The organism is Mycobacterium sp. E2479 (assembly GCF_001667925.1).
Taxonomy (GTDB): domain Bacteria; phylum Actinomycetota; class Actinomycetes; order Mycobacteriales; family Mycobacteriaceae; genus Mycobacterium.
Map to the genome: position 1 here is coordinate 75,665 of NZ_LZJR01000158.1, position 23,034 is coordinate 98,698.

At 64.4% G+C, this 23,034-nt stretch carries 22 protein-coding genes and 1 pseudogene; 11 read left to right on the top strand and 12 right to left on the bottom strand.

What is annotated here, in order from left to right; all coding sequences use genetic code 11:
* Positions 1 to 45: 45 nt before the first annotated feature.
* The 3 genes from A5686_RS24945 to A5686_RS24955 all read right to left on the bottom strand — a co-directional run bounded on the left by A5686_RS24945 (position 46) and on the right by A5686_RS24955 (position 3,909).
* Positions 46 to 1,200 (bottom strand): thiolase family protein, encoded by a 1,155-nt coding sequence (locus tag A5686_RS24945; RefSeq protein ID WP_067940001.1) that lies wholly within the window; start codon positions 1,198 to 1,200, stop codon positions 46 to 48.
* A 111-nt stretch (positions 1,201 to 1,311) separates the two neighbouring features.
* Positions 1,312 to 2,478 carry an acyl-CoA dehydrogenase family protein gene (locus A5686_RS24950; protein ID WP_067940003.1) on the bottom strand — a complete coding sequence of 389 codons (1,167 nt, stop codon included), beginning with the start codon at positions 2,476 to 2,478 and terminating at the stop codon, positions 1,312 to 1,314.
* Between the two features lie 132 nt (positions 2,479 to 2,610).
* Positions 2,611 to 3,909: an amidohydrolase family protein gene (locus tag A5686_RS24955; protein ID WP_067940091.1), complete on the bottom strand. Its 1,299-nt coding sequence runs from the start codon at positions 3,907 to 3,909 to the stop codon at positions 2,611 to 2,613.
* A gap of 383 nt (positions 3,910 to 4,292) precedes the next feature.
* Between A5686_RS24955 and A5686_RS24960 the strand changes: the two genes are divergently transcribed.
* The 8 genes from A5686_RS24960 to A5686_RS24995 all read left to right on the top strand — a co-directional run bounded on the left by A5686_RS24960 (position 4,293) and on the right by A5686_RS24995 (position 10,507).
* On the top strand, positions 4,293 to 4,826 hold the full coding sequence (locus A5686_RS24960; protein ID WP_067940005.1) for a carboxymuconolactone decarboxylase family protein: 534 nt from the start codon (positions 4,293 to 4,295) through the stop codon (positions 4,824 to 4,826).
* 17 nt (positions 4,827 to 4,843) lie between these two features.
* Positions 4,844 to 6,121: an aromatic ring-hydroxylating dioxygenase subunit alpha gene (locus tag A5686_RS24965; protein WP_067940007.1), complete on the top strand. Its 1,278-nt coding sequence runs from the start codon at positions 4,844 to 4,846 to the stop codon at positions 6,119 to 6,121.
* Positions 6,105 to 6,428 carry a hypothetical protein gene (locus A5686_RS24970; protein WP_067940009.1) on the top strand — a complete coding sequence of 108 codons (324 nt, stop codon included), beginning with the start codon at positions 6,105 to 6,107 and terminating at the stop codon, positions 6,426 to 6,428. The genes A5686_RS24965 and A5686_RS24970 overlap by 17 nt, the downstream gene beginning before the upstream one ends.
* Before the next feature lie 3 nt (positions 6,429 to 6,431).
* Complete coding sequence (locus A5686_RS24975) at positions 6,432 to 7,664, top strand: amidohydrolase family protein (protein WP_067940011.1); 1,233 nt, start codon at positions 6,432 to 6,434, stop codon at positions 7,662 to 7,664.
* A complete protein-coding gene (locus tag A5686_RS24980; RefSeq protein ID WP_067940013.1) occupies positions 7,642 to 8,112 on the top strand; it encodes a nuclear transport factor 2 family protein in 471 nt (156 codons plus the stop codon). Before A5686_RS24975 ends, A5686_RS24980 begins: the two co-directional genes overlap by 23 nt.
* An 18-nt stretch (positions 8,113 to 8,130) precedes the next feature.
* Complete coding sequence (locus A5686_RS24985) at positions 8,131 to 9,228, top strand: acyl-CoA dehydrogenase family protein (RefSeq protein ID WP_067940015.1); 1,098 nt, start codon at positions 8,131 to 8,133, stop codon at positions 9,226 to 9,228.
* A gap of 75 nt (positions 9,229 to 9,303) precedes the next feature.
* Entirely contained in the window at positions 9,304 to 10,062 is a 759-nt protein-coding gene (locus tag A5686_RS24990) for an acyl-CoA dehydrogenase family protein (RefSeq protein WP_369829745.1), read from the top strand.
* A gap of 175 nt (positions 10,063 to 10,237) precedes the next feature.
* Positions 10,238 to 10,507, top strand: a complete 270-nt coding sequence (locus A5686_RS24995) for a DUF4190 domain-containing protein (RefSeq protein WP_067940020.1) — start codon at positions 10,238 to 10,240, stop codon at positions 10,505 to 10,507.
* A gap of 9 nt (positions 10,508 to 10,516) precedes the next feature.
* Here the strand turns inward: A5686_RS24995 and A5686_RS25000 are convergent, their stop codons facing one another.
* Positions 10,517 to 11,704 carry an acyl-CoA dehydrogenase family protein gene (locus A5686_RS25000; protein WP_067940093.1) on the bottom strand — a complete coding sequence of 396 codons (1,188 nt, stop codon included), beginning with the start codon at positions 11,702 to 11,704 and terminating at the stop codon, positions 10,517 to 10,519.
* 242 nt (positions 11,705 to 11,946) lie between these two features.
* Between A5686_RS25000 and A5686_RS25005 the strand changes: the two genes are divergently transcribed.
* Positions 11,947 to 12,597: a TetR/AcrR family transcriptional regulator gene (locus tag A5686_RS25005; protein WP_067940022.1), complete on the top strand. Its 651-nt coding sequence runs from the start codon at positions 11,947 to 11,949 to the stop codon at positions 12,595 to 12,597.
* 228 nt (positions 12,598 to 12,825) lie between these two features.
* A complete protein-coding gene (locus tag A5686_RS25010; RefSeq protein WP_067940024.1) occupies positions 12,826 to 13,674 on the top strand; it encodes a mycofactocin-coupled SDR family oxidoreductase in 849 nt (282 codons plus the stop codon).
* 3 nt (positions 13,675 to 13,677) lie between these two features.
* Here the strand turns inward: A5686_RS25010 and A5686_RS25015 are convergent, their stop codons facing one another.
* Together A5686_RS25015 and A5686_RS25020 are read right to left on the bottom strand one after the other, a co-directional pair.
* Complete coding sequence (locus A5686_RS25015) at positions 13,678 to 14,094, bottom strand: DUF5313 domain-containing protein (protein ID WP_067940026.1); 417 nt, start codon at positions 14,092 to 14,094, stop codon at positions 13,678 to 13,680.
* Between the two features lie 21 nt (positions 14,095 to 14,115).
* Entirely contained in the window at positions 14,116 to 14,610 is a 495-nt protein-coding gene (locus A5686_RS25020; RefSeq protein ID WP_067940028.1) for a MarR family winged helix-turn-helix transcriptional regulator, read from the bottom strand.
* An 85-nt stretch (positions 14,611 to 14,695) separates the two neighbouring features.
* Between A5686_RS25020 and A5686_RS25025 the strand changes: the two genes are divergently transcribed.
* Positions 14,696 to 15,535 (top strand): SDR family NAD(P)-dependent oxidoreductase, encoded by an 840-nt coding sequence (locus tag A5686_RS25025; protein WP_067940030.1) that lies wholly within the window; start codon positions 14,696 to 14,698, stop codon positions 15,533 to 15,535.
* On the opposite strand, the gene A5686_RS25030 is transcribed toward A5686_RS25025, so the two are convergent.
* The 6 genes and pseudogenes from A5686_RS25030 to A5686_RS25055 form a co-directional block, all read right to left on the bottom strand.
* The gene (locus tag A5686_RS25030; protein WP_067940032.1) at positions 15,532 to 16,341 is read right to left on the bottom strand and encodes an SDR family NAD(P)-dependent oxidoreductase; all 810 of its coding nucleotides are present in this window, start codon (positions 16,339 to 16,341) and stop codon (positions 15,532 to 15,534) included. The genes A5686_RS25025 and A5686_RS25030 overlap by 4 nt on opposite strands.
* Before the next feature lie 6 nt (positions 16,342 to 16,347).
* Entirely contained in the window at positions 16,348 to 18,777 is a 2,430-nt protein-coding gene (locus A5686_RS25035; RefSeq protein WP_067940034.1) for a CaiB/BaiF CoA-transferase family protein, read from the bottom strand.
* Positions 18,777 to 19,603: pseudogene (locus A5686_RS25040) on the bottom strand (enoyl-CoA hydratase/isomerase family protein). Before A5686_RS25040 ends, A5686_RS25035 begins: the two are co-directional and overlap by 1 nt.
* 2 nt (positions 19,604 to 19,605) lie before the next feature.
* On the bottom strand, positions 19,606 to 20,733 hold the full coding sequence (locus A5686_RS25045; protein WP_067940036.1) for a Xaa-Pro peptidase family protein: 1,128 nt from the start codon (positions 20,731 to 20,733) through the stop codon (positions 19,606 to 19,608).
* The gene (locus A5686_RS25050) at positions 20,723 to 21,967 is read right to left on the bottom strand and encodes a Xaa-Pro peptidase family protein (RefSeq protein WP_067940038.1); all 1,245 of its coding nucleotides are present in this window, start codon (positions 21,965 to 21,967) and stop codon (positions 20,723 to 20,725) included. Before A5686_RS25050 ends, A5686_RS25045 begins: the two co-directional genes overlap by 11 nt.
* Positions 21,967 to 23,028, bottom strand: coding sequence for an amidohydrolase family protein (locus A5686_RS25055; RefSeq protein WP_197520698.1), 1,062 nt, complete (start codon positions 23,026 to 23,028; stop codon positions 21,967 to 21,969). Before A5686_RS25055 ends, A5686_RS25050 begins: the two co-directional genes overlap by 1 nt.
* Between the last annotated feature and the right edge of the window lie 6 nt (positions 23,029 to 23,034).

Below are 23,034 nucleotides of genomic sequence, written 5' to 3' on the forward strand. Positions count from 1 at the left end.
AAGGGTCACCTGGCTCGAGTTTTTGTCCGCGACGGCCCGCCGCCGCTAGTTCACCAGCTCCACCAGCGTGGCGTTGGCTGTGCCGCCGCCCTCGCACATGGTCTGCAGTCCGTAACGAATGCCGTTGTCGCGCATGTGATGCGCCATGCGTGTCATCAGCACCGCCCCGGATGCACCCAGCGGATGTCCTAGCGCGATGGCGCCGCCCAGTGGATTCATCCGTGCCGGGTCCGCGCCCGTCTCCGCCAGCCAGGCCAGCGGCACCGGCGCGAAGGCTTCATTGACCTCGAAGACGCCCACGTCGGACAGCGCGACGCCGGCCTTGCTCAGCACCTTTTCGGTCGCCGGGATGGGGCCGGTAAGCATCAGCACCGGATCCGCTCCGGTCACCGCGCCCGCCAGGTACCGCACGATCGGTACCAGGCCCAGCTCGACAGCCATCTCGGCGGTGGTCACCAGCAGCGCGGCAGCGCCGTCGGAGATCTGCGACGAATTACCCGCGTGGATCACGCCGTCTTCGGCGAAGGCCGGCTTGAGCGTGGCGAGCTTCTCGACGCTGCTGCCGCGCCGCACGCCCTCGTCGGTGGTGCAGACGTTGCTATCGGCTCCGTCGACGAACACCGGCACGATCTGTTCGGTGAATGCGCCCCCGTCCTGGGCCGCCGCGGCCCGCTCGTGGGATTCGACGGAGAATTCATCGAGCCTGTTGCGCGAGAACCCCCACTTTTTGGCGATCATCTCCGCCGACAGGCCCTGGTTGAACGAGAAATTGTCATAGCGGGCAAGGACTTTCGGACCATACGGCATCCCGGTTGCCCGGGCCGAGCCGAGCGGAACACGGCTCATGACTTCGACCCCACCGGCCACGACGACATCCTGCTGGCCTGACATCACTGCCTGCACCGCGAAGTCGAGCGCCTGCTGGCTGGACCCGCATGCGCGATTGACCGTGGTCCCTGGGATGGTTTCGGGCCAACCGGCTGCTAAAACCGCGTAGCGACCGATGTTGCTGGATTGGTCGCCCACCTGGGACACGCAGCCCCAGATCACGTCGTCGATGACGTCTGGACCGATGCCGGTGCGTTCGAGGAGTTCGGTGAGGACGACCGCGGAGAGGTCGGCTGCATGCATGCCGGACAGCGCGCCGTTCCGCTTCCCCACCGGTGTACGCACGGCCTCGACGATGACTGTTTCGCGCATAGCTCTACTCCGATTGCCTCTCGCCCGAATGTGGATCCATCATCACCGAGTGTGTACTGAGGGCGCAAAAATCACCAAAAATTCGCCGTGACTACACGTTCGACGTTAGACCTAATAGCTTTTCGGCAACTTCAGGACGTTGGCTCCCAAGAAGTTCAGAATCATTTCCTGACTGACGGGCGCGATCTTCATCAGCCGGGCCTCCCGGAAGTACCGCGTGATGTGGTACTCCTCGGCGTAACCCATGCCGCCGTGGGTTTGCAGCGCCCGGTCGGCGGCTGTGAAGCCCGCGTCGGCGCAGAGATACTTGGCCGTATTGGCCTCGCGGCCACACGGTTTGCCGTTGTCGTAAAGCCATGTCGCCTTGCGCAGCATCAGTTCGGCGGCATCGAGCCGAGCCAGCGAATCAGCGAGCGGGAACTGCAATCCCTGGTTCATCCCGATGGGCCGGCCGAAGACCTCGCGCTGATTGCCGTATTTCACCGCCTTTTCCAGCGCCACCCGGCCGATACCGAGAGCCTCGGCCGCGATGAGCATCCGTTCCGGGTTGAGGCCGTCGAGGATGTACTGAAAGCCCTTGCCCTCTTCACCGATTCGGTCCTCGACCGGCACCTCGAGATTGTCGATGAACAACTCGTTGGAGCTGACCGCGTTGCGGCCCATCTTGCGGATCGGGCGGATGTCGACCCGGCTGCGGTCGAGATCGGTGATGAACAGCGTCATCCCGTCGGTCTTCTTGGTGACCTCTTCGTAGCTTTGCGTTCGGGTGAGCAACAGGATCTTGTCGGATTCCATCGCCTTGGAGATCCAGACCTTGCGACCGTTGACGATGTAGCGATCGCCGTCACGCTTGGCGAACGTGGTGATACGCGAAGTGTCAAGCCCGGCACCGGGTTCGGTGACGCCGAAGCAGACGTGCACTTCACCGGTCGCGACGGCGGGTAACGTTCGTGCCTTGAGTTCATCGGAACCGTGCACCACGACCGGCTGCATGCCGAAGATGGACAGGTGAATCGAGCTGGCGGCGTTCATGGCACCACCCGACTTGGCGACCTCCTCGAGCAGGATCGTCGCTTCGGTGATGCCGAGGCCGTGACCGCCGTATTCGGTGGGGATCGTCATTCCCAACCAGCCGCCATCGGCGATGGCGCGGTAGAACTCGGTCGGGAACTCGTGCGCCTGGTCCTTCTCCATCCAGTACTGGTCGTCGAATTTTCCCGCCAGCTCCGCCACTGACCGACGGATCAATTCCTGGTCATCGGTCAGCTCAAAGTTCATTCCGGCGCCAGGCACTGCTAGATCTCCTCATTCATTGCCGGCGGCGAGATTGCCGTGGTGGTCGCGTATTGCCGGACAGGGCGACCCTGAGTGCAATGTCGACACGGCTCACCCGAGGCCGAGACCGGTTTGTCAGTCCTTGTTGCCGGTAAGAGCTTTCGCGTTGGCCGCGAAATCGGCAAAGGACGACCCACCTCGGCTGTCCTTGTCGTGGCCCGCCGCCCTAATGGACACGTCATGCCCCTCGGCGGCCTTACGCAGCGCACCGACGGTGGCCTGTTCGCGCGAAATGTGTGTGAAGGGGTCGAATGAGTACCAGCGCATGGCGTTCTCGTAGGTCATCTTGTTGATCTCGTCATCAGGAACGTTGTTGATCGACAAGACATCCCACAACTCTTCCGGCGCGCCCGGCCACATCGAGTCGCTGTGCGGGTAATCGGCTTCCCAGCAGATGTTGTCGATGCCGATCATATTGCGCAGCGCCACTCCGACCTTGTCGCTGATGAAGCAGGTCAGGAAATGGTCGCGGAAGACGTCGCTGGGCAGCTTGCCCTTGAAGTCCTGGTGCGTCCAGGTGGAGTGCATCTCGTAGGTGCGGTCGGCGCGCTCCAGGAAGTAGGGAATCCAGCCGGTCCCGCCCTCGGACAACGCAATCTTGAGGTCCGGATACTCCTTGATCGGCCGCGACCACAACAGGTCAGCGGCGGCCTGCACGATGTTCATCGGCTGCAGCGTGATCATCACGTCCATCGGCGCGTCCGGCGCGGTGATGGCCAGCCGGCCCGACGACCCGATGTGCACGTTCATCACGGTGTCGGTGTCGCACAACGCTTTCCACAACGGGTTCCAGTACTCGTTGTGGAAGCTCGGGTAACCCATGGCGGCCGGATTTTCGGTGAATGTCAGCGCATGCACGCCCTTCTTGGCTACCCGTCGCACCTCGGCGGCACACGCCTCGGCATCCCAGATCACCGGGATCGCCATCGGGATGAACCGCGCGGGGTAGGCGCCGCACCACTCGTCGATGTGCCAGTCGTTGTAGGCCTGCACCAGCGCGATAGAGAAGTCGTGATCGTCGGTGACGAACAACCGCCCGGCGAAGCCCGGGAACGACGGGAAGCAGATGGAGGCCAGGATGCCGCCGGCGTTCATGTCCTTGACGCGTTCGTCGACGTTGTAACAACCAGGCCGGATCTCGTCGAGCCCCGTCGGCTCGATGCCGTACTCGTCCTTGGGCCGGCCGGCCACCGCGTTCAATGCCACGTTCGGAATGACCGTGTCGCGGAACTTCCACATATCTGAGCCGTCGTCGTTGTGCACCAACCGGGGCGCGTCGTCCTGGTACTTCTTCGACAGGTGGTTCTTGAACATGTCAGGCGGCTCGACGGTGTGGTCGTCGACGCTGATCAGGATCATGTCTTCTTTGTTCATGGCCGTCCCTTCCATCGGATCCATTGGATCGATTACAGCCTCGGCGAATCGCTGTCCCGTGCCAAGATCGTTAAAATGAAAACTATCTTCTCGCCTGACGAGAATCAACATCCAGAGGTTGCTGCACCGTTGGCAGCCGCCTGACCAGCAGCCGAGCTCAGGGGCGAATTTTCCGCTACCACGTGGAACGCAGTGAGTCGGAACCCGGCGTGAGAAATCGCTTGCGGCGTGCGGTCCAGGCGAGGGCCATCTGGCCGGACGGCCGCGCTAGGCGGCGCCCTGCTCGAGCCTCGGCAGCCCGGCATTGACCGGGCGCGCGTTTCGTGCCAGTCTGTTAGTTGCAAATGAGAATATGATTCTCTTTCACCGAGAGGACACTGCTGATGCGGTTGCAGCCGCTCCCCGCCGACCAGTGGGACGAGGCTACCCAGCAGGCACTCTCGGCGATGCGTGGCGCGGACACGAACAACGCGCTTTCCACGCTGGCTCACCACCCGGCGCTCGCCAAGGCGTTTCTGCGCTTCAATGTCCACCTCCTCACGTCGTCGACGCTGCCGGCCCGCGTCCGCGAGCTGGCCATCCTGCGGGTGGCTCATCGTCGCCAGTGCGCGTACGAGTGGTCACACCACGTCAGGATGGCCAAGGACGAAGGGCTCACCGACGACCAGATCGCGGCGGTGCAGCGATTCGGCGATGACAGCGGCGCGGACTTCGACGCGTTCGACCGCGCGGTGATCACCGGCGTGGATGAACTCGATGACAAGTCGGAGCTGTCCGACCTGACATGGGCGGCACTGGGCGAGCGCCTCAACGACCAGCAGCGCATGGATTTCGTCTTCACGGTCGGCTGCTACGCCCTGCTGGCCATGGCCTTCAACACTTTTGGCGTCCAGCTCGAACCCGCCGAACAACACTGACACGAGAGGTTAGAACGTTGCCGCACTTCCCCAAGCCAGCCGTCGGCAGCTGGACAGAAAACTACCCCGACCTCGGAACCGGCCCGGTTGACTACACCGATTCGATCGATCCGGCGTTCTTCGAGGCCGAACGCGACGCCGTCTTCAGGAAGACCTGGCTCAACGTCGGCCGGGTCAATCGGCTCCCGCGCACCGGCAGCTACTTCACCCGAGAGCTGCCGTCGGCCGGCAAGGGTACGTCGGTGATCATCGTCAAGACCAAGGACGGCACCGTCAAGGCGTACCACAACGTCTGCCGGCACCGCGGAAACAAGTTGGTGTGGAACGACTTTCCCAACGAGGAGACCTCCGGCACCTGCCGGCAGTTCACCTGCAAGTACCACGCCTGGCGCTACAGCCTCGACGGTGACCTGACCTTCATCCAGCAGCCGGAAGAGTTCTTCAACGTCGACAAGGGCGATTACGGCTTGGCGTCGGTGCGCTGCGAGGTATGGGAGGGCTTCATCTTCATCAACTTCGACGACAACGCGGCGCCGCTCATCGACTATCTCGGGCCGCTGGCCAAGAGCATCGAGGGCTACCCGTTCGGCGAGATGACGGAGACCTACTCCTACCGGGCCGAGGTCGGCAGCAACTGGAAGCTGTTCATCGACGCGTTCGTCGAGTTCTACCACGCGCCGATCCTGCACCAGGGCCAGTACACCAAGGAGGAAGCCGCCAAGATCCAGAAGTTCGGCTACGAGGCGCTGCACTACGAGTTGGCCGGACCGCACAACCTGCAGTCGACCTGGGGCGGTCAGGCCCCGCCGCCGGACATGTCCATGGTCAAGCCGATGGACCAGGTGTTGCGCAGCGGTTTGTTTGGTCCGTGGGACAAGCCGGAGATCATCGAGAAGCTGGAACTGCCACCGGGCGTCAACGTGAAGCGGGTCCCGCAGTGGGGCATCGACTCGTGGCTCTTCTACCCGAACTTCATGCTGCTGATCTGGGAGCCGGGCTGGTACCTGACCTACCACTATTGGCCGACTGCCGTCGACAAGCACATCTTCGAATCCACGCTGTATTTCGTCCCACCGCGCAACGCGCGGGAACGCCTGGCACAAGAGCTGGCCGCGGTAACGTTCAAGGAATATGCGCTGCAGGACGCGAACACCCTGGAAGCGACCCAGACCATGATCGGCACCCGGGCCGTCAAGGAGTTCCTGCTATGCGACCAGGAAGTCTTGATCCGTCATCTGCACAAGACGACCGCTGACTACGTGAAGGAGCACCAGCGCAATGGCGTTACCGTCTGAATTCGCGGCCCTGGAGCCCTATTTGGATTGGGACCTGGCCACCGAGCCTGAGCGCTATGCCAAACGCCTGGCCTCCACGATGTCGCAGATGCAGGAGTTCTACGACGCCGCGTTCCCGTTGCTCAACGACGTCATCGCCTACTGCGACAAGTTCCCACTGGACGATCTGCCAGACGACGCAAAGACTTTGATGCACATGATGCAATCGCTGGTCATGGTGTCGTTCCCGATCGAGGCCTGGAAGCAGCCGCGGGTTCCCGACAGTGGCGCGGCGTGGGTTGAGGTAGTGCGGGAGCCGGTGATCTAAGCGGTGCTGACGCTCAAGGCCGCTGGGCTGCTCGACATCGATGCCGGGGAGATCCTTCGGCCCGGGATTCTGAAGGTCGAGGACGATCGGATCGTCGACGTCGGGGGTTCGGGCTCGACGGGCCCAGAAGACACTGTCATCGATCTCGGCGACCAGATTCTGTTGCCGGGCCTGATGGACATGGAGGTCAACCTGCTCATGGGCGGGCGAGGCGAAAAGCCCGGCCTGTCACAGGTTCAAGACGATCCGCCGACGCGAATGTTGCGCGCGGTCGGCAACGCCCGCCGCACCCTGCGCGCCGGGTTCACCACGGTGCGCAACCTCGGCCTGTTCGTCAAGACCGGCGGCTACCTGCTCGATGTCGCGCTGGGCAAAGCGATCGACGCGGGCTGGATCGACGGGCCGCGGGTGGTGCCGGCCGGTCACGCCATCACACCGACCGGTGGACATCTGGACCCGACGATGTTCGCGGCGTTCGCACCGCACGTGCTGGACCTGACCATCGAGGAAGGTATCGCGAACGGGATCGACGAGATCCGTAAAGCGGTGCGCTACCAGATCAAACACGGCGCCGAGCTGATCAAGGTCTGCTGTTCGGGCGGCGTGATGTCGCTGACGGGACCACCTGGGGCGCAGCATTATTCGGACGAGGAGCTGCGAGCTATCGTCGACGAGGCGCACCGGCGCGGAATGCGCGTCGCCGCACACACCCACGGCGCCGAGGCCGTCAAGCATGCCGTCGACGCCGGCATCGACTGCATCGAACACGGTTTTCTGATCGACGACGAGGCGATCGCCAGCATGGTTGAAAACGGCACGTTCCTGGTGAGCACGCGGCGGCTGGCCGAGGGAATGGACGTCTCGCACGCACCGCCGGAGCTGCAGGCCAAGGCGGCCGAGATGTTCCCGAAGTCGAGGACCTCGATATTGGCCGCGCACAAGGCCGGTGTGAAAATCGCCGTCGGCACCGATGCCCCGGCAATACCCCACGGCCGCAACGCCGACGAGCTCGTCACGCTGGTGGAGTGGGGTCTGCCGCCTCTGGCGGTACTGCGCGCGGCCACCACCACAGCCGCCGATCTCATCAACTCGAGCGACCGGGGCCGGCTGGCGCCAGGCCAGCTCGCGGATGTCATCGCGGTGCCCGGAGACCCGTTGCAAGACATCACGGTTACCCGGCACGTCAGCTTCGTCATGAAAGGCGGCAAGGTTTATGTCGACGCCGGATCAGTCTAAGAGCGGCCCAACCAGAACTGACGACCTGGTCGAGATCCAGCAGCTCCTCGGCCGCTACGCGGTCACCATCACCCAGGGGGACATCGAGGGCCTCGTCGCCGTCTTCACACCCGACGGCACTTACAGTGCTTTTGGTGAGACCTACAGCCTGAGCCGATTTCCGGAGTTGGTGGCTGCGGCCCCAAAGGGCTTGTTTCTCACCGGAACCGCGGTCGTCGACCTGGACGGGGATGCGGCCAGCGGCACTCAACCGCTGTGCTTCATCGATCACGCCACCCATGACATGCGGATCGGCTACTACCGTGACACCTATGTGCGAACGGCCGACGGGTGGCGACTGAAGACCCGCGCCATGACCTTCATCCGCCGCAGCGGTGTACACGACTCCGGACGCCCGCACGCCATCGGGCGTCCCGCAGGTGACTCTGCGGCCCAGCCAGCGACTTAAAGGAGCCGACCAATCGAAGTGAATGTCGAGCAGTTCCGGGCCGATCTGCGCGCGTGGCTCGACGACAACGATCTGACCCCCGGGCCCGACCGCTCGCTGCAGGGGCACATGCGGCAGTTCGCCCGGGTCAGCCGTGCGCTTTACGACGCCGATTGGATGCGGTTCGGCTGGCCGGTTGAGGTCGGCGGATTGGGTGGTCCCGCGGTGCTGCGGGCCATCGTCGGCGAAGAGGTGGTGGGCCGCCGCCTGGCCGAACCCGGGCCCTATTCGATGCTGGAGGTGCTCGCGCCGACGATGATCGACTACGCACCGGCCGAACTCGCCAAAGAAATGGTTCCGCGCCTGCTAAGCGGTGAAGAGCAATGGTGCCAAGGCTTTTCCGAGCCCGGTTCCGGCAGTGATCTGGCGTCGCTGACGACCCGGGCGGTCCAGGACGGCGACAACTGGATCGTCAACGGGCAGAAGGTCTGGACCAGCTTCGCGCAGTTCTCCACCCGGTGCGTCCTGCTCACCCGCACCGCGCCCGGGCACGACGGAATCACCGCGTTCTTCGTGGATCTCGACACTCCGGGCATCACCATCCGTCCGTTGCGGACGATGCACGGCGTCGACGAATTCTGCGAGGTGTATTACGACGACGTCGTGATTCCGGCCAGCCGGATGCTGGGGAAGCGCGGGGACGGTTGGCGACTGGCCATGGACCTGTTGCCCTATGAGCGTTCCGCCTGTTTCTGGCAGCGGATCGCCTACCTCTATTCGCGTTTCGACGAGCTGATCACTACGGCATCCAAAGCCGGCGAACCCGACGAATCCGCGCTCGGCGGCGCCTATTTGGCGCTTCACACGCTGCGCTGCCGGTCACGCGCCACTCAGCACCGGATGCGCGACGGCGCCCGACTCGGACCCGACACCTCCATCGACAAGGTGCTGCTTGCCTCCGCGGAGCAGCGGCTCTATGACACCGTCCGCGATATGCTGCCCGGCACACTCGAGCTCGAAGATACACCGTGGCGCTCGGAATACCTGTACTCGCGCGCGGCGACGATTTACGGCGGCACCGCCGAAATCCAGCGCAATATCATCGCTCGCCGGCTGCTCGATCTCGGGAAGGAGTGAATCGTGGCCCCTGCGGCAGACATCGAGTCAGACCCCGAATCGCTGCGCCTGCTGGCTGAGTCGCTGCGGACGACGATGAACGCCGCCTCCGGAGCCAAGCTCGATGAGGCGCTGACCGACCTCGGCTGGCGCGACATGCTCGAGGAAATGCCCGATGTCGCAATCCCTCTGGTATTCGAGCTGCTCGGTGAGACAGGCACGCACGCACCCGTGCTCAACGACGTGGTGCTGTGCGCGGGCGGTGACGCGCCGGGAGGCACACTGCCGCTCCCGTTCGCCGGCGGCTCCTGGGTAGTGTGGGAGCGCCGCGACCGCCCCGACTCGGCCATCGATGAACTGTTGCCGATACACCCTGTGCCGCAAGAGGATCCCTTGCCGTCAGAAGCACTGCAGGCGGGTTGGCGGGCCGTGGGGTGGTGGCTGGTCGGCACCAGCCGCGCCATGCTGTCACTGGCTCGACAGCACGCCGTGGACCGCGTTCAATTCGGCCGCCATATCAGCTCATTCCAGGCGATCCGCCACCGGCTTGCCGAGACACTCGTCGCGATCGAAGGCGCCGAGGCCACACTGCAGGCCGCGACGGAATGCGACGACCCGCAGGGGCTGGCTTCCCTGCTGGCCAAGGCCGCGGCCGGTCAGGCCGCGCTGACCTCCGCACGCCACTGCCAGCAGGTACTCGGCGGTATCGGCTTTACCGCCGAGCATCCGCTGCACCACCACATCAAGCGGTCGCTGATCCTCGACGGGCTGCTGGGCAGCTCTCGGGAACTGACGCGTGCGGCCGGAAAAGCGTTGGTGGCGGCCGGTTCTGCGCCGCGACTCGCGCAGCTCTAATGGTCGCGGCCCAGGCGGCCACGCGGATTGTCAACCGAGATCGACGCTAGAGCGCATAAGTTCGAGTGGTCACCACGGTGGCGTCGATTTCGCTGAATGCCGGCGGTGACGGTAGGGGCATGCGGGTGGTATGTCCACGTAGACTCGTGCCGATACCTCCAACAGGATGGGACGCATGAGTCACCCCGATGCACCGCAGAACCAGTTCGGCGTCGCGTCGGTGCTGCTGGGCCTGGTTGGACTCCTTACCTGCTGGTTGCTGCTTGGAGTGCCTTTTGGCATCGCGGCGGTGGTGACGGGCGACATCGCCCGGCGCAGGGTTGCCCGCGGTGAGGCGAACAATCCCCGAGCCGCCATGGCCGGCATGGTTTTAGGGGCGATCGCGATCGTCGCGGGCCTCGTCGCCGTCGGTTACTACGCCCAGCTGGACACCCGGAAGCGCTGACAACGCAAATCAGTTGCGCGGCAGCCCTAGTACGCGTTCCGCGATGATGTTGCGCTGGATTTCCGAGGTGCCGCCCGCGATGGTCGCGGCGAAGGTACGGGTATACCGGTCGAACCAGCTGCCGTAGTGGCTATCCAGGTTGAGGGGCGCGAACGGGGCCGTGACCGCACGCAATGCCAGACCGTCACCGTCCTTGGCGTTGAGCGCGTCCTCAGTGGCGCGTTGCATCGACTCCGAACCGAGCAACTTGAGCACCGACTGAGCGGGAACATCCTCTTCGCCACGCGCGGCTTTGGCCAACGTCGCCGACCCCAGTAACCGCATCGCATAGAAATCCATCACCAACGTCGCGTAGTGATCCCGCTGCACCGGACCCGAGGTCCTGGACTCAACGGTCAACGCGTGCAGCATGTCTGCGTAATCCAGCCAAAGCATCGCGCGTTCGTGGCCGAGCGAACCGGTCGCAACGCGCCAGCCCGCGTTGAGCTCGCCCACCAAGTTCTCGGCCGGCACGCGTACATCGGTGAAGAAGACCTCGTTGAAGTCGACGTCGTCGATGTCGCCCACCGAGGCGAAGGGGCGGCGGACCACACCTGGGGTGTCGGTCGGAATCAGTAAAGCGCTGATACCCTTATGTTTTGGCGCGTCCGGGTCGGTGCGCACGAATGTCAGCAATACGTCGGCGTGATGGGCACCCGATGTCCACACTTTCTGCCCGTTGACGACGAAGTAGCCACCTTCGGAATCAGACGAGCGCACGGCGCGCGTCTTCAACGAGGCGAGATCCGAGCCCGCGCCGGGTTCGCTCATCCCAAGGGATGCGGTGATCTCCGCCCGCAATATCGGCACCGCCCAGCGTTGCTTCTGTTCGGGTGTGCCGAACGACAGCAATGACGCCGCGATGATGCCGACACCCTGCGGATTGAAGCTTTGATAGATGCGCCGCCGCGACAGCTCTTCGCGGTACACGTATTGCTGCAACAGCGTCGCGTTGCGCCCACCGAACTCCGGCGGGTTGCCGGGCTGTAGCCAGCCGCTGTCGAACAGCAAGCGCTGCCATCGACGGGCCCACTCCGGTATGTCCGAACTCGACTGGGGCCGCACGAACGCCTCGGCCTCGGAAGGCAGATGTGCGTCGAGGAATGCGACGAATTCGGCCCGAAACGCCTCCACGTCGGCGTCAAACGTCAGCTGCACGGCACTTCCCGGGATGGTCCTGAGCACACCGCGCCGTCGGTAGATCCGGGTTTCCGCCGACGTCGCGGTTCGCTCTTGCGATTAAGCTTCCATAGACACGTCTGGGAGAATACTATTCTCGTCGTAAGAAAGTTACAATCTCCGACACGTGATCCGTGAGGGGGTAGAGCGCAGCGATGTCACGGCGTTCTCCGGTAGAGTCCAACCATGTTCTCCCCTCGCGGCAATCAGCTGAGCCGGCCGTGACCAATCCCAGTGAAGAGCCGGCCTGGAAGCAGCGTGCCGTCGAGCGGTCCATCAAGACGGCGAAACTGCGCGCCGCGCAGCGTGTTCAGCGCTTCCTCGACGCCGCCCAGGCCATCATCATCGAAAAGGGGAGCACGGACTTTACCGTGCAGGAGGTCGTGGACCGCTCCCGCCAGTCGTTGCGCAGCTTCTACCTGCAGTTCGACGGCAAGCACGAGTTGCTGCTGGCGCTCTTCGAAGATGCCCTGAGCCGATCGGCCGACCAGATCCGCGCCGCCACGGAGAGCCAAACCGATCCGTTGGAGCGGCTGCACGTGGCCGTTCAACTGCTGTATGAGGCATCGCGCCCGGACCCGACGGCCAAGCGACCGCTGTTCACCGACTTTGCCCCTCGTTTGCTGGTGACGCATCCGGCTGAGGTCAAGGTAGCTCATGCACCGTTGCTCGCGTTGCTGACGGAGTTGATGGAGGCGGCCCACGACGCCGGCAAGCTGCGCACCACCATCAATCCCAAACGCGTCGCCGCCATGACGATGCAGACCGTCATGTTCATCGCGCAGTCCAGCGGCGGACCCGACGACGCCACGATGCACCCCATCACCGCCGACGAGGTGTGGGACTTCTGCTCACGCGGATTCATCGCGTAGCGCCCTCGCCGCGCCCTCATCTCATAATGAGCGATTACCGCGCGCCATTTGCCGGTGAGAATGAGATTCTCTAATATCTAGAACCACAGATAGCCAAAATGGATTCGTCATTGACACCCGTGATGACGCGGTGACAGAGTTCAAGGGCGGCAAGACCCGCGGTCCTGCGAACGCATTCGTTCTCCGCAATGGCGTGCCGATCAGATCAAGTCAGGAGTTGAGGTAGTCATGACCGGACGTGTTGAGGGCAAGGTCGCTTTCGTCACCGGAGCGGCGCGCGGTCAGGGCCGCAGCCATGCAGTGCGGTTGGCCCAAGAGGGCGCCGACATCATCGCCGTCGATATCTGCAAGCCCATCCGCGAGGGCGTGCTGGACACCGCGATCCCGGCGTCGACGCCCGAAGACCTCGCCGAGACCGCTGACCTGGTCAAGGGGCACAACCGCAGGATCTTCACGGCCGAAGTCGATGTGCGCGACTTCGACGCACTCAAGGCGGCGGTGGACAACGGCGTCGAGCAGCTCGGCCGGCTCGACATCATCGTCGCCAACGCCGGAATCGGCAACGGCGGCGAGACTTTGGACAAGACCAGCGAAGAAGACTGGACGGAAATGATCGACGTCAACCTGTCCGGGGTCTGGAAGAGCGTGAAAGCCGGCGTTCCACACATCCTGGCCGGTGGCCGCGGCGGGTCGATCATCCTGACCAGCTCGGTCGGTGGGCTCAAGGCTTACCCGCACACCGGGCACTACGTCGCCGCCAAGCACGGCGTCGTCGGCCTGATGCGTGCCTTTGGAGTTGAATTGGGGCAGCACATGATTCGCGTCAACTCCGTGCACCCCACGCACGTGAGCACCCCGATGATCATGAACGAGGGCACCTGGAAGATGTTCCGGCCCGACCTGGAGAACCCCGGTCCCGACGACATGGCGCCGATTTGCCAGATGTTCCACACACTGCCGATTCCCTGGGTCGACCCGATCGACATCAGCAACGCGGTGCTTTTTTTCGCCTCCGATGAGTCTCGTTATGTCACCGGCGTAACCCTGCCCATCGATGCGGGTAGCTGCCTCAAGTAGTCGCTAGAAAGGGCTGCTATTCGACTGCCATTCGGCCGATTCGGGTCGCGGCCCGTAGCGGGCGATGTAGTCCTCGTGCATCCTCGCCTGTTTGCGGCGGGCGATCACGTCGACCAGGTTCGGGTCCAATCCATGGACTGCCAGCCGGTGCCGGCGCCAGACCTTGTTCAGCGCAAGGGTTATCAGCAACGCCCAGATGTAGAGCGGCGCGGTCATCTCCGTGTGCACGTAGAGCGAAGCGGGCAGCAGCCAGAATGGGGCAAGGACCAGCAGGGGCGGGATCGCCCACCTGATCATGTGCCGGCGGATGGCCCCCTCGCCGGCCAGATCTCGTGCCACCCAACTGCGCATCGAGTCGGGCAACCGCCGGCCGTAGGAATAGCCGATCCGCTGCCAGAGATTGGGTTTTGCGTCGGTCATGGTGGGCTCCTTAGGGTGATGTCAGGCATGCAATGCGTTGGCCGCGACGGCGGCGGCGTTGATGCGGGTAAGGATCTGATGGAGGTTCTCGAGTTCGGTCAGTTCGACCCCCAGACGTGCCACGACAGCCGGCGGGATCGCAAGTGCCCTCTCCCGCAAGGTGATTCCACGCTGCGTGAGCATCACGTCGGTGGTGCGCTCGTCGGCCGCATTCTTGGCGCGGGTGATCAGCCCCTGCCCCTCCAAACGCTTGAGCATGGGCGACATCGTGGCGGAATCCATCTGCAGCGCGGCGGCGATCTGCTTGACCGACAACGGGAAACGGTCCGCCGCGGGGGTTTTGCGGTGGTGGTCCCACAGTGCCAGCATCACCAGATATTGCGGATGGGTCAGGCCGAGCGGCTCCAAGAGGGGCCTATACACCGCCAGGACCGCGCGGTTGGTCGTCGCCAACGCGAAACACACCTGGTGTTCGAGGGCCAACGGATCGATGTCGCGCGCAGTGGGTGCGGCCATATTTATATTGTGCCCTAATAGTTAGCGGCCTATCCACATGATGTCTCTCACACCGGTAACGCGGCGAGTAATACGCTCGGCAGCTATGGACGATTTCGCGGGACGCGGGGCAGTGATCACCGGCGGTGCGAGCGGCATCGGTTTGGCCACCGCCACCGAATTCGCCCGCCGCGGCGCGCGCCTGGTGCTGGCCGACGTCGATCAGTCCGCTTTGAAACGGGCGGTGGCGCACCTTGAATCCGAGGGGTTCGAGGCGCACGGGGTGGCGTGCGACGTGCGACACCTCGATCAAATGGTTCACCTGGCGGATGAGTCCTTCCGGCTGCTGGGTCAGGTCGATGTCGTGTTCAGCAACGCCGGCATCGTCGTGGCGGGACCGCTCGCGACGATGACGCACGAAGACTGGCGCTGGGTGATCGACATCGATCTATGGGGTTCGATCCATGCCGTCGAGGCGTTCGTGCCGAAGTTGATCGAGCAGGGCAGGGGCGGCCGCATCGCGTTCACCGCTTCCTTTGCCGGGCTGGTGCCCAACGCCGGGCTCGGGGCGTACGGTGTCGCCAAGTATGGGGTCGTCGGGCTGGCCGAAACGTTGGCCCGGGAACTCAAGGACAACGGCATCGGCGTCTCGGTGCTCTGCCCGATGGTCATCGAAACCGGATTGGTCGCGAACTCGGAAAGAATTCGCGCCGCCGATGACGGGCTCGCGTCAGCGCCCGACCTGGCGAGCGGGTTCGGACAGCTTCCGCCGACGCAGGATGACGCAGTGTCAGTCGATGACGTGGCCCGGCTCACCGCCGACGCGATTGCGGCCAACCGCTTGTACATCCTGCCGCACGAAGCGGCCCGGGCCTCGGTCAAGCGCAGGTTTGAGCGCATCGATCGCACCTTCGATCAACAGGCCGCCGAAGGGTGGAAACACTAGTCGGACGGGCCCAGCCGGTAGGCCCCGGTCCGCCGGTCGTGGTACCAGCCGCCGGCGGCGTGGGTGCCGCCGTCGACGTGTAGCGTCTGCCCGGTGAGATAGACCGACATGTCGGACGCCAGAAAGACCGCGGCGCCGGCGATTTCGTCGACATGGCCGGGACGTCCGAGCGGCACGATATTGCCCATGGCGGTCGTCGCTGCGTCGCTGTTGAGCGCGGCGAGGCCTTCGGTGAGGGTGATGTCGGGCGCTATCGCGTTGACCCGGATACCGTAAGACGCCAATTCCAGTGCCGCGGTTTTGGTGTAGTTGATCACGCCGGCCTTGGCCGCCGCGTACGCGGCGTAGCCCGGCGCGGCGCGCACGCCCTCGATCGACGTCACCGAAACAATGCTGCCGCCAACGCCGCCGGTAACCAATTGCCGGGCCACTCGCTGGGTGCAGAGCAGCACGTGTCGCAGGTTCGCCTTATATAATGCGTCCCAGCCGTTTTCGCTGGTTTCGAGCAACGGCGAGGGAAAGGCACCCCCGGCGTTGTTGATCAGAATCGTGGGCGTGCCGAGTTCGGCCGTGGTCCGCTGCAACGCGGCGTCGACCTGCTCGCTGTCCCGGACATCGCTTACGATTCCCAGCGCACCGATGGATGCGGCCGCCTGCGCGCAGGTCTGCGGGTCGCGCTCCCAGATCGCCACCCGGGCACCGAATGCCGCCAACCCGGCTGCGATTCCGCGCCCGATGCCCGCTCCCCCGCCCGTCACGACCGCGACACGATCGGTGAGCAAAATGTTCGAGGGGTCGATTGCCATGGTCGGTCAGCTCCTCGCGCGCATGGCCGGTGTGCGGCCGATCACGCCGTCGGATTCCAGCCCGGCGATGTCCGACTCGGACAAACCCAGACCGGACAGCAGTTCATGGTTGTGCTGCCCCAGCAGCGGCGCAGGCTCAGTGTGGAATTCATGGGGCCCGGCTGAGAACCTCATCGGCACGGTGCTGAGCCTGGCCGGACCGTTGACCGGATGGTCGACCTCCTCGAAGAAACCCCGGAACGCCAACTGGTCCAGTTCAGCTTGACGGTGCGGTTGCATGACCTTGGCCACCGGCACGCCGGCGTCCCACAGGGTCTTGACGATCTCGTCGCGGCTGCGGTGCCCGCACCACGCACCGAGTTCCTCATCGATGAATTCCTGGTGCGTGCGCCGGCCGGCGTCGGTTGAGAGCCTGGGATCCGTTGCCCAGGACGGCGATCCGAGGGCACGGCATAAACCGTCCCACTGGCCATCGGTAGCCACCGCGATGGCCACCCAGCAATCAAGCCGGCCGAATTCGTCGATGTCGGCGCTGAGGTAGAGGTTCTGCGGCGCGGCGGTCGGCCCCCGGTTGCCCGCGCGCTGCAGCAGGGCCCCGTACGCCGAGTACTCGATGACCTGCTCGGCGGAGATGCTGAGTGCGGCGTCGACCATCGCCGCTTCGACAAACACGCCTTCGCCCGTACGGCGTCGGTGCTCGAGCGCGAGCAGTATCGCGTTGAGCGCGTGCACTCCGGCGCATGCGTCGCCGATCGAATACGGGTCATACGGCGTGCGATCCGGATAGCCGGTAAGCCAACTCAGGCCGGACGCCGATTCGATGACGTAGGCGAATGCCGGGTTGTCGCGCCACGGGCCGTCGAGGCCGAAGCCAGGCATCCGCACCAACACCGTGTCCGACCGAATCGATTGAATGGTGCAGAAATCCAGCCCGATCTGGTCCAGGACCCGCGGCGTAAAATTCTCCACGATCACATCACACGTCGCGATGAGCTCACGCAGCAATTCGCGGCCGCGCGTAGTCTGTAGGTCGAGGGTCAAACCTTTCTTACTGGTGTTGAGTGCCTCGAAGATCGGCGACTTCTCCCACCACTTCTCCTCGGTGATCGGTATGCCGGCGATCATCCGGGTGCCATCCGGGCGGCGGGTGGATTCGACGTGGATGACCTCGGCACCGAGCAAGGCCAAAGCATGGGTACAGCAGGGTCCCGCCCAGAAGGTCGTCATGTCCAAAACCCGAAGTCCGCTCAGCGGCAGCGCTTTCGCTACACCGTCCGGCGCCGGTCGCACCGAAAGTTTCTCGTCGCGGTAATACTCGGTGTGCTCTCCCAGCCGCGGCGCCGGTTGCGGCGGGCGCAACTGCGCGGGCCGCATCCGATACGGGTGACTCGGTTGCATGAAGCCCTCGCGCGGATTACGCACAAAGGCGCCACGTTGCATGAACTGATCGAAGGACGTGGCGTTGGCGCCGCTGGCGACCGGCGCGTTGGGAATGCGGAACGCCGAGGCCAGTTCCCGAATTTCGTCGACCGGTGTGCCGGCTAACCAGGAAAAGATTTCGTCGGCATGGATGTTGGCCTGCTCGGTGATCGACAGCGGCGATTCCTCATCGATCCACTCGGGATGGCCCACCATCGCGCACAAGTCGAACCATTGCTGCGCGGTCCCGCAGCCGAGGCTCACCAGGCCATCCTTGGCCTGAGCCACTCCCGGAATCGTGGGCCGCCGCATTTCTCGCCATGGCCGGCCGAGCACCTCGAAATAGGAAACCGGGTAGTAGGTGAGGCAGAGGATCTGTGTCTCCAGCATCGAGAGGTCCACCAGTTCGCCCGTACCGCCGTCGATTCGACGCCATCGCGATGCCAAGGTGGCCGCGCTTGCGTAGGCACCCGTCAGGTATTCGCCGACCTGGCCGCCGACGAAGACAGGCGGACGCTCCTGCTCGCCGCGGCCGAGCCCGACGATCCCTCCCGACCATGCTTGCAGGGTGAACTCGGTCGCCGGCAGGTCGTGCCACGGACCTTCCAACCCGAACGGCGTGATCGCGGTGACGGTGAGATGCGGATGGCGATCCCGGATGACGTGTGGTGAGAAATCCGGATGCTCAGCCACATTCGAGCCGGCCGACCATACGGCCGCGTCGGCGGAAGCCAGGAGCCGGTCCGCCAGTTCGGTGTCGGCGTCCTTGTCAGGATCGACCACGACGCTGTGCTTTGCCCCCGCCAGGAAGCTGAACAACGCGCCGTCTGCGCCAGCCGGGATGGCCGCACCCGAAGCCGACCACCTACGCAACGGATCGCCCTGTGGCGATTCGACTTTCACGACATCAGCGCCGGCGTCGGCGAGCAACTTGGTGCAGTATGCGCCGGCTATACCGGTGGACAGGTCGATGACGGTATAGCCACTCAGCGGCGCTTCGACGCGGTGTCGCGCCACTATTTCTTTCTCTTCGCTTTGGCGCCGTTGTCGGCACGGGCCTTCTTGCGGGCTTTCTTGCTCAGCCGCCATTCGGCTGGGAACTTATGGTCGTTGTCCTTGACCGCATCGCCCAGGCCCCGTTTCATCGCGTCGTCGAGCATCGACTCGTCGGCGACATCCGGGCGCACGCTACCGCCCATCGGCTCGAAGACGCCGCTGAGCATGCTGCCCAGGTATTCACCCTGAAACTGCTTCATGATCTCGAAGAAGACCTTCTGCATGAAAACCGTGTCCGTGGGCCGGTTACTGGCGCAGGCCAGCGCGTATTTCTCCACCTCTGCCTCGAGTTGATCCCGGGGAACCACGCTGTTGAGGAAGTTGCAGTCATACATCTCGGCGGCGGTGAAAGCCCGTCCGGTGAACACCATTTCCTGAAACTTCCGGATGCCCATGGTCTGTGCCCACCACCACATGCGGGGACCCCATCCGTAATACCGAAACGATGGATGCCCAAACAGCGCATCGTCGCTGGAAATGACCAGGTCGGCGTCGGCGGCCTGGTAAAAGTGCCAGCCATAGCACTAGCCCTTGGCCTCCAGGATGCTGATCTTCTTGAAATCCTGCAGCCCGCGGATGCCCGAATTCGGGTTGGCATACCACTGGCCGAGGGTGGCGCCGCTGCGAAACGAACCCCGCGGGGGATATCCGCGTAGCGCAGGCGCGCGGCGATCGTCGGCGCATTGAGATAACCTGGCCGGTCGAATGTGATCGTGGCGATCCGCGTCGCAGCGTCTTTGTGGTACCGAATGATCTCTTCGGCTGCCGGCTCCGAGGGCTCGGGCATGGCTAGGGCTGCCAGAACGGGCTCGCGGTAAGCACTTCGGCGCCGGCCGCGGTGACCAGGACCGCTTCTCGCCCGAATACCGCGCCGACACCTTCTTCCCACACGTACGCCGTCACGGCCAGCGCCATTCCCGGCTCCAGGCGTTCCTCGGCGGCGGTGGTGAGCAAGTGCTTGGAAACGACGGGTGGATCGAACCCCATGCCCAGGCCGCGGGCAACCGGCATCGGTGGCTCGGGCTCACCCGCAGCGTGGTAGGCGGCAAGCAATTCGTTAGCTCCCGCGCCGGGCCGGCAGGCGGCGAACAGCTTGTCCCACAAGCGTTCCCAACGCGCATGCAGGCTCGCTGCACCGTTGGGCGCACGCCGGTTGTCGGCGGGCCAGGTCCGGCCCACTTCGCCGACGTAGCCTCCCGCCAGCACTCCGGCCGAAAACGCCACCAGATCGCCGTCGCGGATACGACCATCGCCGTGGGCGCGCCGCCACGGGTGCTTGCGTGACGTCACCCATGCGACATCTTGATTCGACGGCGTGCTCACGCCGCCGGCCGCGGAGGCCTCTAGCAAGACGCCGGCCAGCGCCTGTTCGCTAATCCCCGGCCGCAATTCGGAAACCGCCGCCGCCAGCGCCGACTCGGCCACCGCGACGGACTCCCGCAGCGCAGCGATCTCCTCGTCCGTCTTGATGCGGCGCGCGGCCCGCATGGCCAGCTCGCCGTCGACCAGCTGCGCGTTGGGAAACGCCGTCGGCAGGAGTTGCGCGAAAACCGGTGATAGCGCGTCGGTTCCGACGCGCCGTGCGGTGGCCGCCCCGTCGATGTGCTGCAGGGCAGCTATCGTGTTCATCGGGTTCCACGAGATGCCGTAGAGGTTCTCGTGGGGGATGTCTTCGGGAACACCCTCGTCCCAGGTGCTGAGGAGGTGCACGGCGCCGCTCTCACGCATCAGCACGCAGGTTGGGCCAAAGGGCCGAGTGCCGGCGACCCACAGTTGCGGAGCCCCGGTGACGTACCGAACGTTGGCTTGCCGGCCGAGCACCAGGACGTCGAGATCGTGCGCCGCCATCTGGGCCAGCGCCCGCTGGCGGCGGCCAGAGCGCAGCGTGCGTTCGTCGGGCAGGACCTCAGTTGCCATAGGGGTCATAGGGGTAGTCGGTCAAACGGATCCAGCCTTCCTCGGTGATCACCAGGACCTCTTCGCTGCGGTAGCCGCCGGTGCCGTCCTCCCACACCACCGGCTCCAGCACCAGCACCATGCCGGATTGCAGAACAAAATTCTCGTCGAACTCCTGACCGAGATCGGTTCCGATCATCGGCATCTCGGCGGCGTTGACGCCGATTCCATGGCCGAGGTAGAAATGCGGCAGCCACGGCTTGGTGCCGCGATTGGCTTTGATGGCGGCCCGGCCCAGATCTGCCGCCGTGGCACCGGCCTTGGCGACGCCGAGCACCGCTCCCATGATCTCGAACCATTTGTCGAACTGCGCCTGCTGGCGCGGGGACGGATCCCGCCCGACGATCCAGGTGCGCCCGAAGTCGGAACAGTAGCCCTGATAGGTGATGCTGACGTCGGTCCACAGCACGTCGCCTTCGGCCAGCTCGCGCTCGGTGGTCAGCAGCGGCAGCGCCAAATCGCCGTGCGTGGTCCACACTCCCTCGGCTTTGCTCGGTGGCATCACCTGCCAGATCGGCTCGAGCATGCTGGCCGTGGCGCCCAGTTCGAAGGCGCGGCGCAAAAAGCTTGCCGACAAATCGATCTGACGGATGCCGGGGGCCAGGCGTTTCTGCACCTCGACCATCGCCTCATCGGTGATCCGGATCGCGGTGCGCATGCAGGACAATTCGTCCGGCGTCTTCACCGACTTGGCGGCGCTGACGATGGCCGCGGCGTCGACGGGTGCACCACCCGGGAACATGAGCTTCGTGGCGCGCGACATGGCGCCGGTCAATTCGTCGACCGCGACGACCGCTTCGGCCGGAATGAGATCGGTCATTTGACGCGCGAAATGCTGGACACCCTCGTCGAATTCGAGATAGACGGGCCCGTGCAGGTGATCGGCGGGCAAGTCCGTTTCCTGCGCGGCTCCCTCTCGGAAGGGCAGGAACAAGTGCGGCCATTCGTCGTCGGCGAGCACCACGGCCACCGGCCGTTCGACGTAGGACAATCCGGCGTCGCCGAGAGGCCAGCTGGCCCCGGTGGCATAGACCACCGCGTTGTTGCCCAACAGGATCATCGCGCCGACACCCCGCTCGGTCATCGCCGAACGCAGCCGGGACCCCGTCTCTCGGCGCAGGCGAGTCAGGTCGGGCGTTTCCGGTATCACCAGTCCGCTACCGGTGTTGGAGCCAAGTTGTGCGAACGTCGCCACTACAAGCCCAGGAACTTCGTGACGTTGTCGCTGACGATCTTCACCGCATCGTCCGGACCCACAGCATCGACGACGGCTTTCAGTGATTTCTCGGAATAGCCGTAAGTGCTTTCGTTGTGTGGATAGTCACTGGACCACATCACCTTGTCGACCCCGATCCCGTCGATCAGCTGGAGACCGAGCGGGTCGACCATGAACGACGCGCTCATGTGGTTGTCCCAGTAGTGGCGCACGTCGTGTTGCAGCGGCCGGTTGAACATGTGCTGGTAGGAGGCGACCAAGTGCTCGGCGTCCTGCAGCGCCCACGGCACCCAGGAGATTCCGCCTTCGAACCAGCCGATCCGCAATCCGGGGTGGTCGTCAAGAATCCCGCCAAAGATGTACTTGGAGAACGTCTCCCGGAATCCGTCGATGTTGATCATCATGCCGACCACGACGCTGTTGAACTCGGTCGGGCTTTTCGGCGGTGTTTCCCCGATGTGGTGCGCGACGGGAAGTTCGGCGGCCTCGATCTCGTCCCACACCGGCCTCATGGAAGTGCTGGAGTAGTCGATCGGGTTGCCGTCGTCGCCCTTGCCGGGATTCAACGGCATCAAGAAGGTCTTGAGCCCCAACGACTTCAGCTCTTCCAGGGTCTTGCGGGTGCCTTGCGGGTCCCACCAGTTGATCAGGCCGGCTCCGTAGAAGTGGCCGTTCGAGCGCTCCTGGAGCTCGGCGATGTATTCGTTGTAGATACGGAAGGCGAGCTCGCGAAGCTGTTTGTCCGGGTAGTGAAACAGCGCCAGCACCGCGTTGGGGAAAGCCAGTTCCTTCTCGACGCCGTCGTCGTGCAGCTCTTGGATCCGGGCGTCGATGTTGGTGCTCGCGGCACCGGGCAGGTCGTCGTACTGCATCAGCACGGCGCTGAAGTCTCCCGGCAGGAAGGACTGTCCCTTGCGGCCGACTTGGTAGGCACCATCCTCGTACCAGATCCGCGGCGCCTTGTCCTTCAGGTCGTCCGGAAAGCGTTGATAGAAGATGTCATCCGCCAGCGAGATGTGGTTGTCCGCCGAGAAGACCACGGTCCC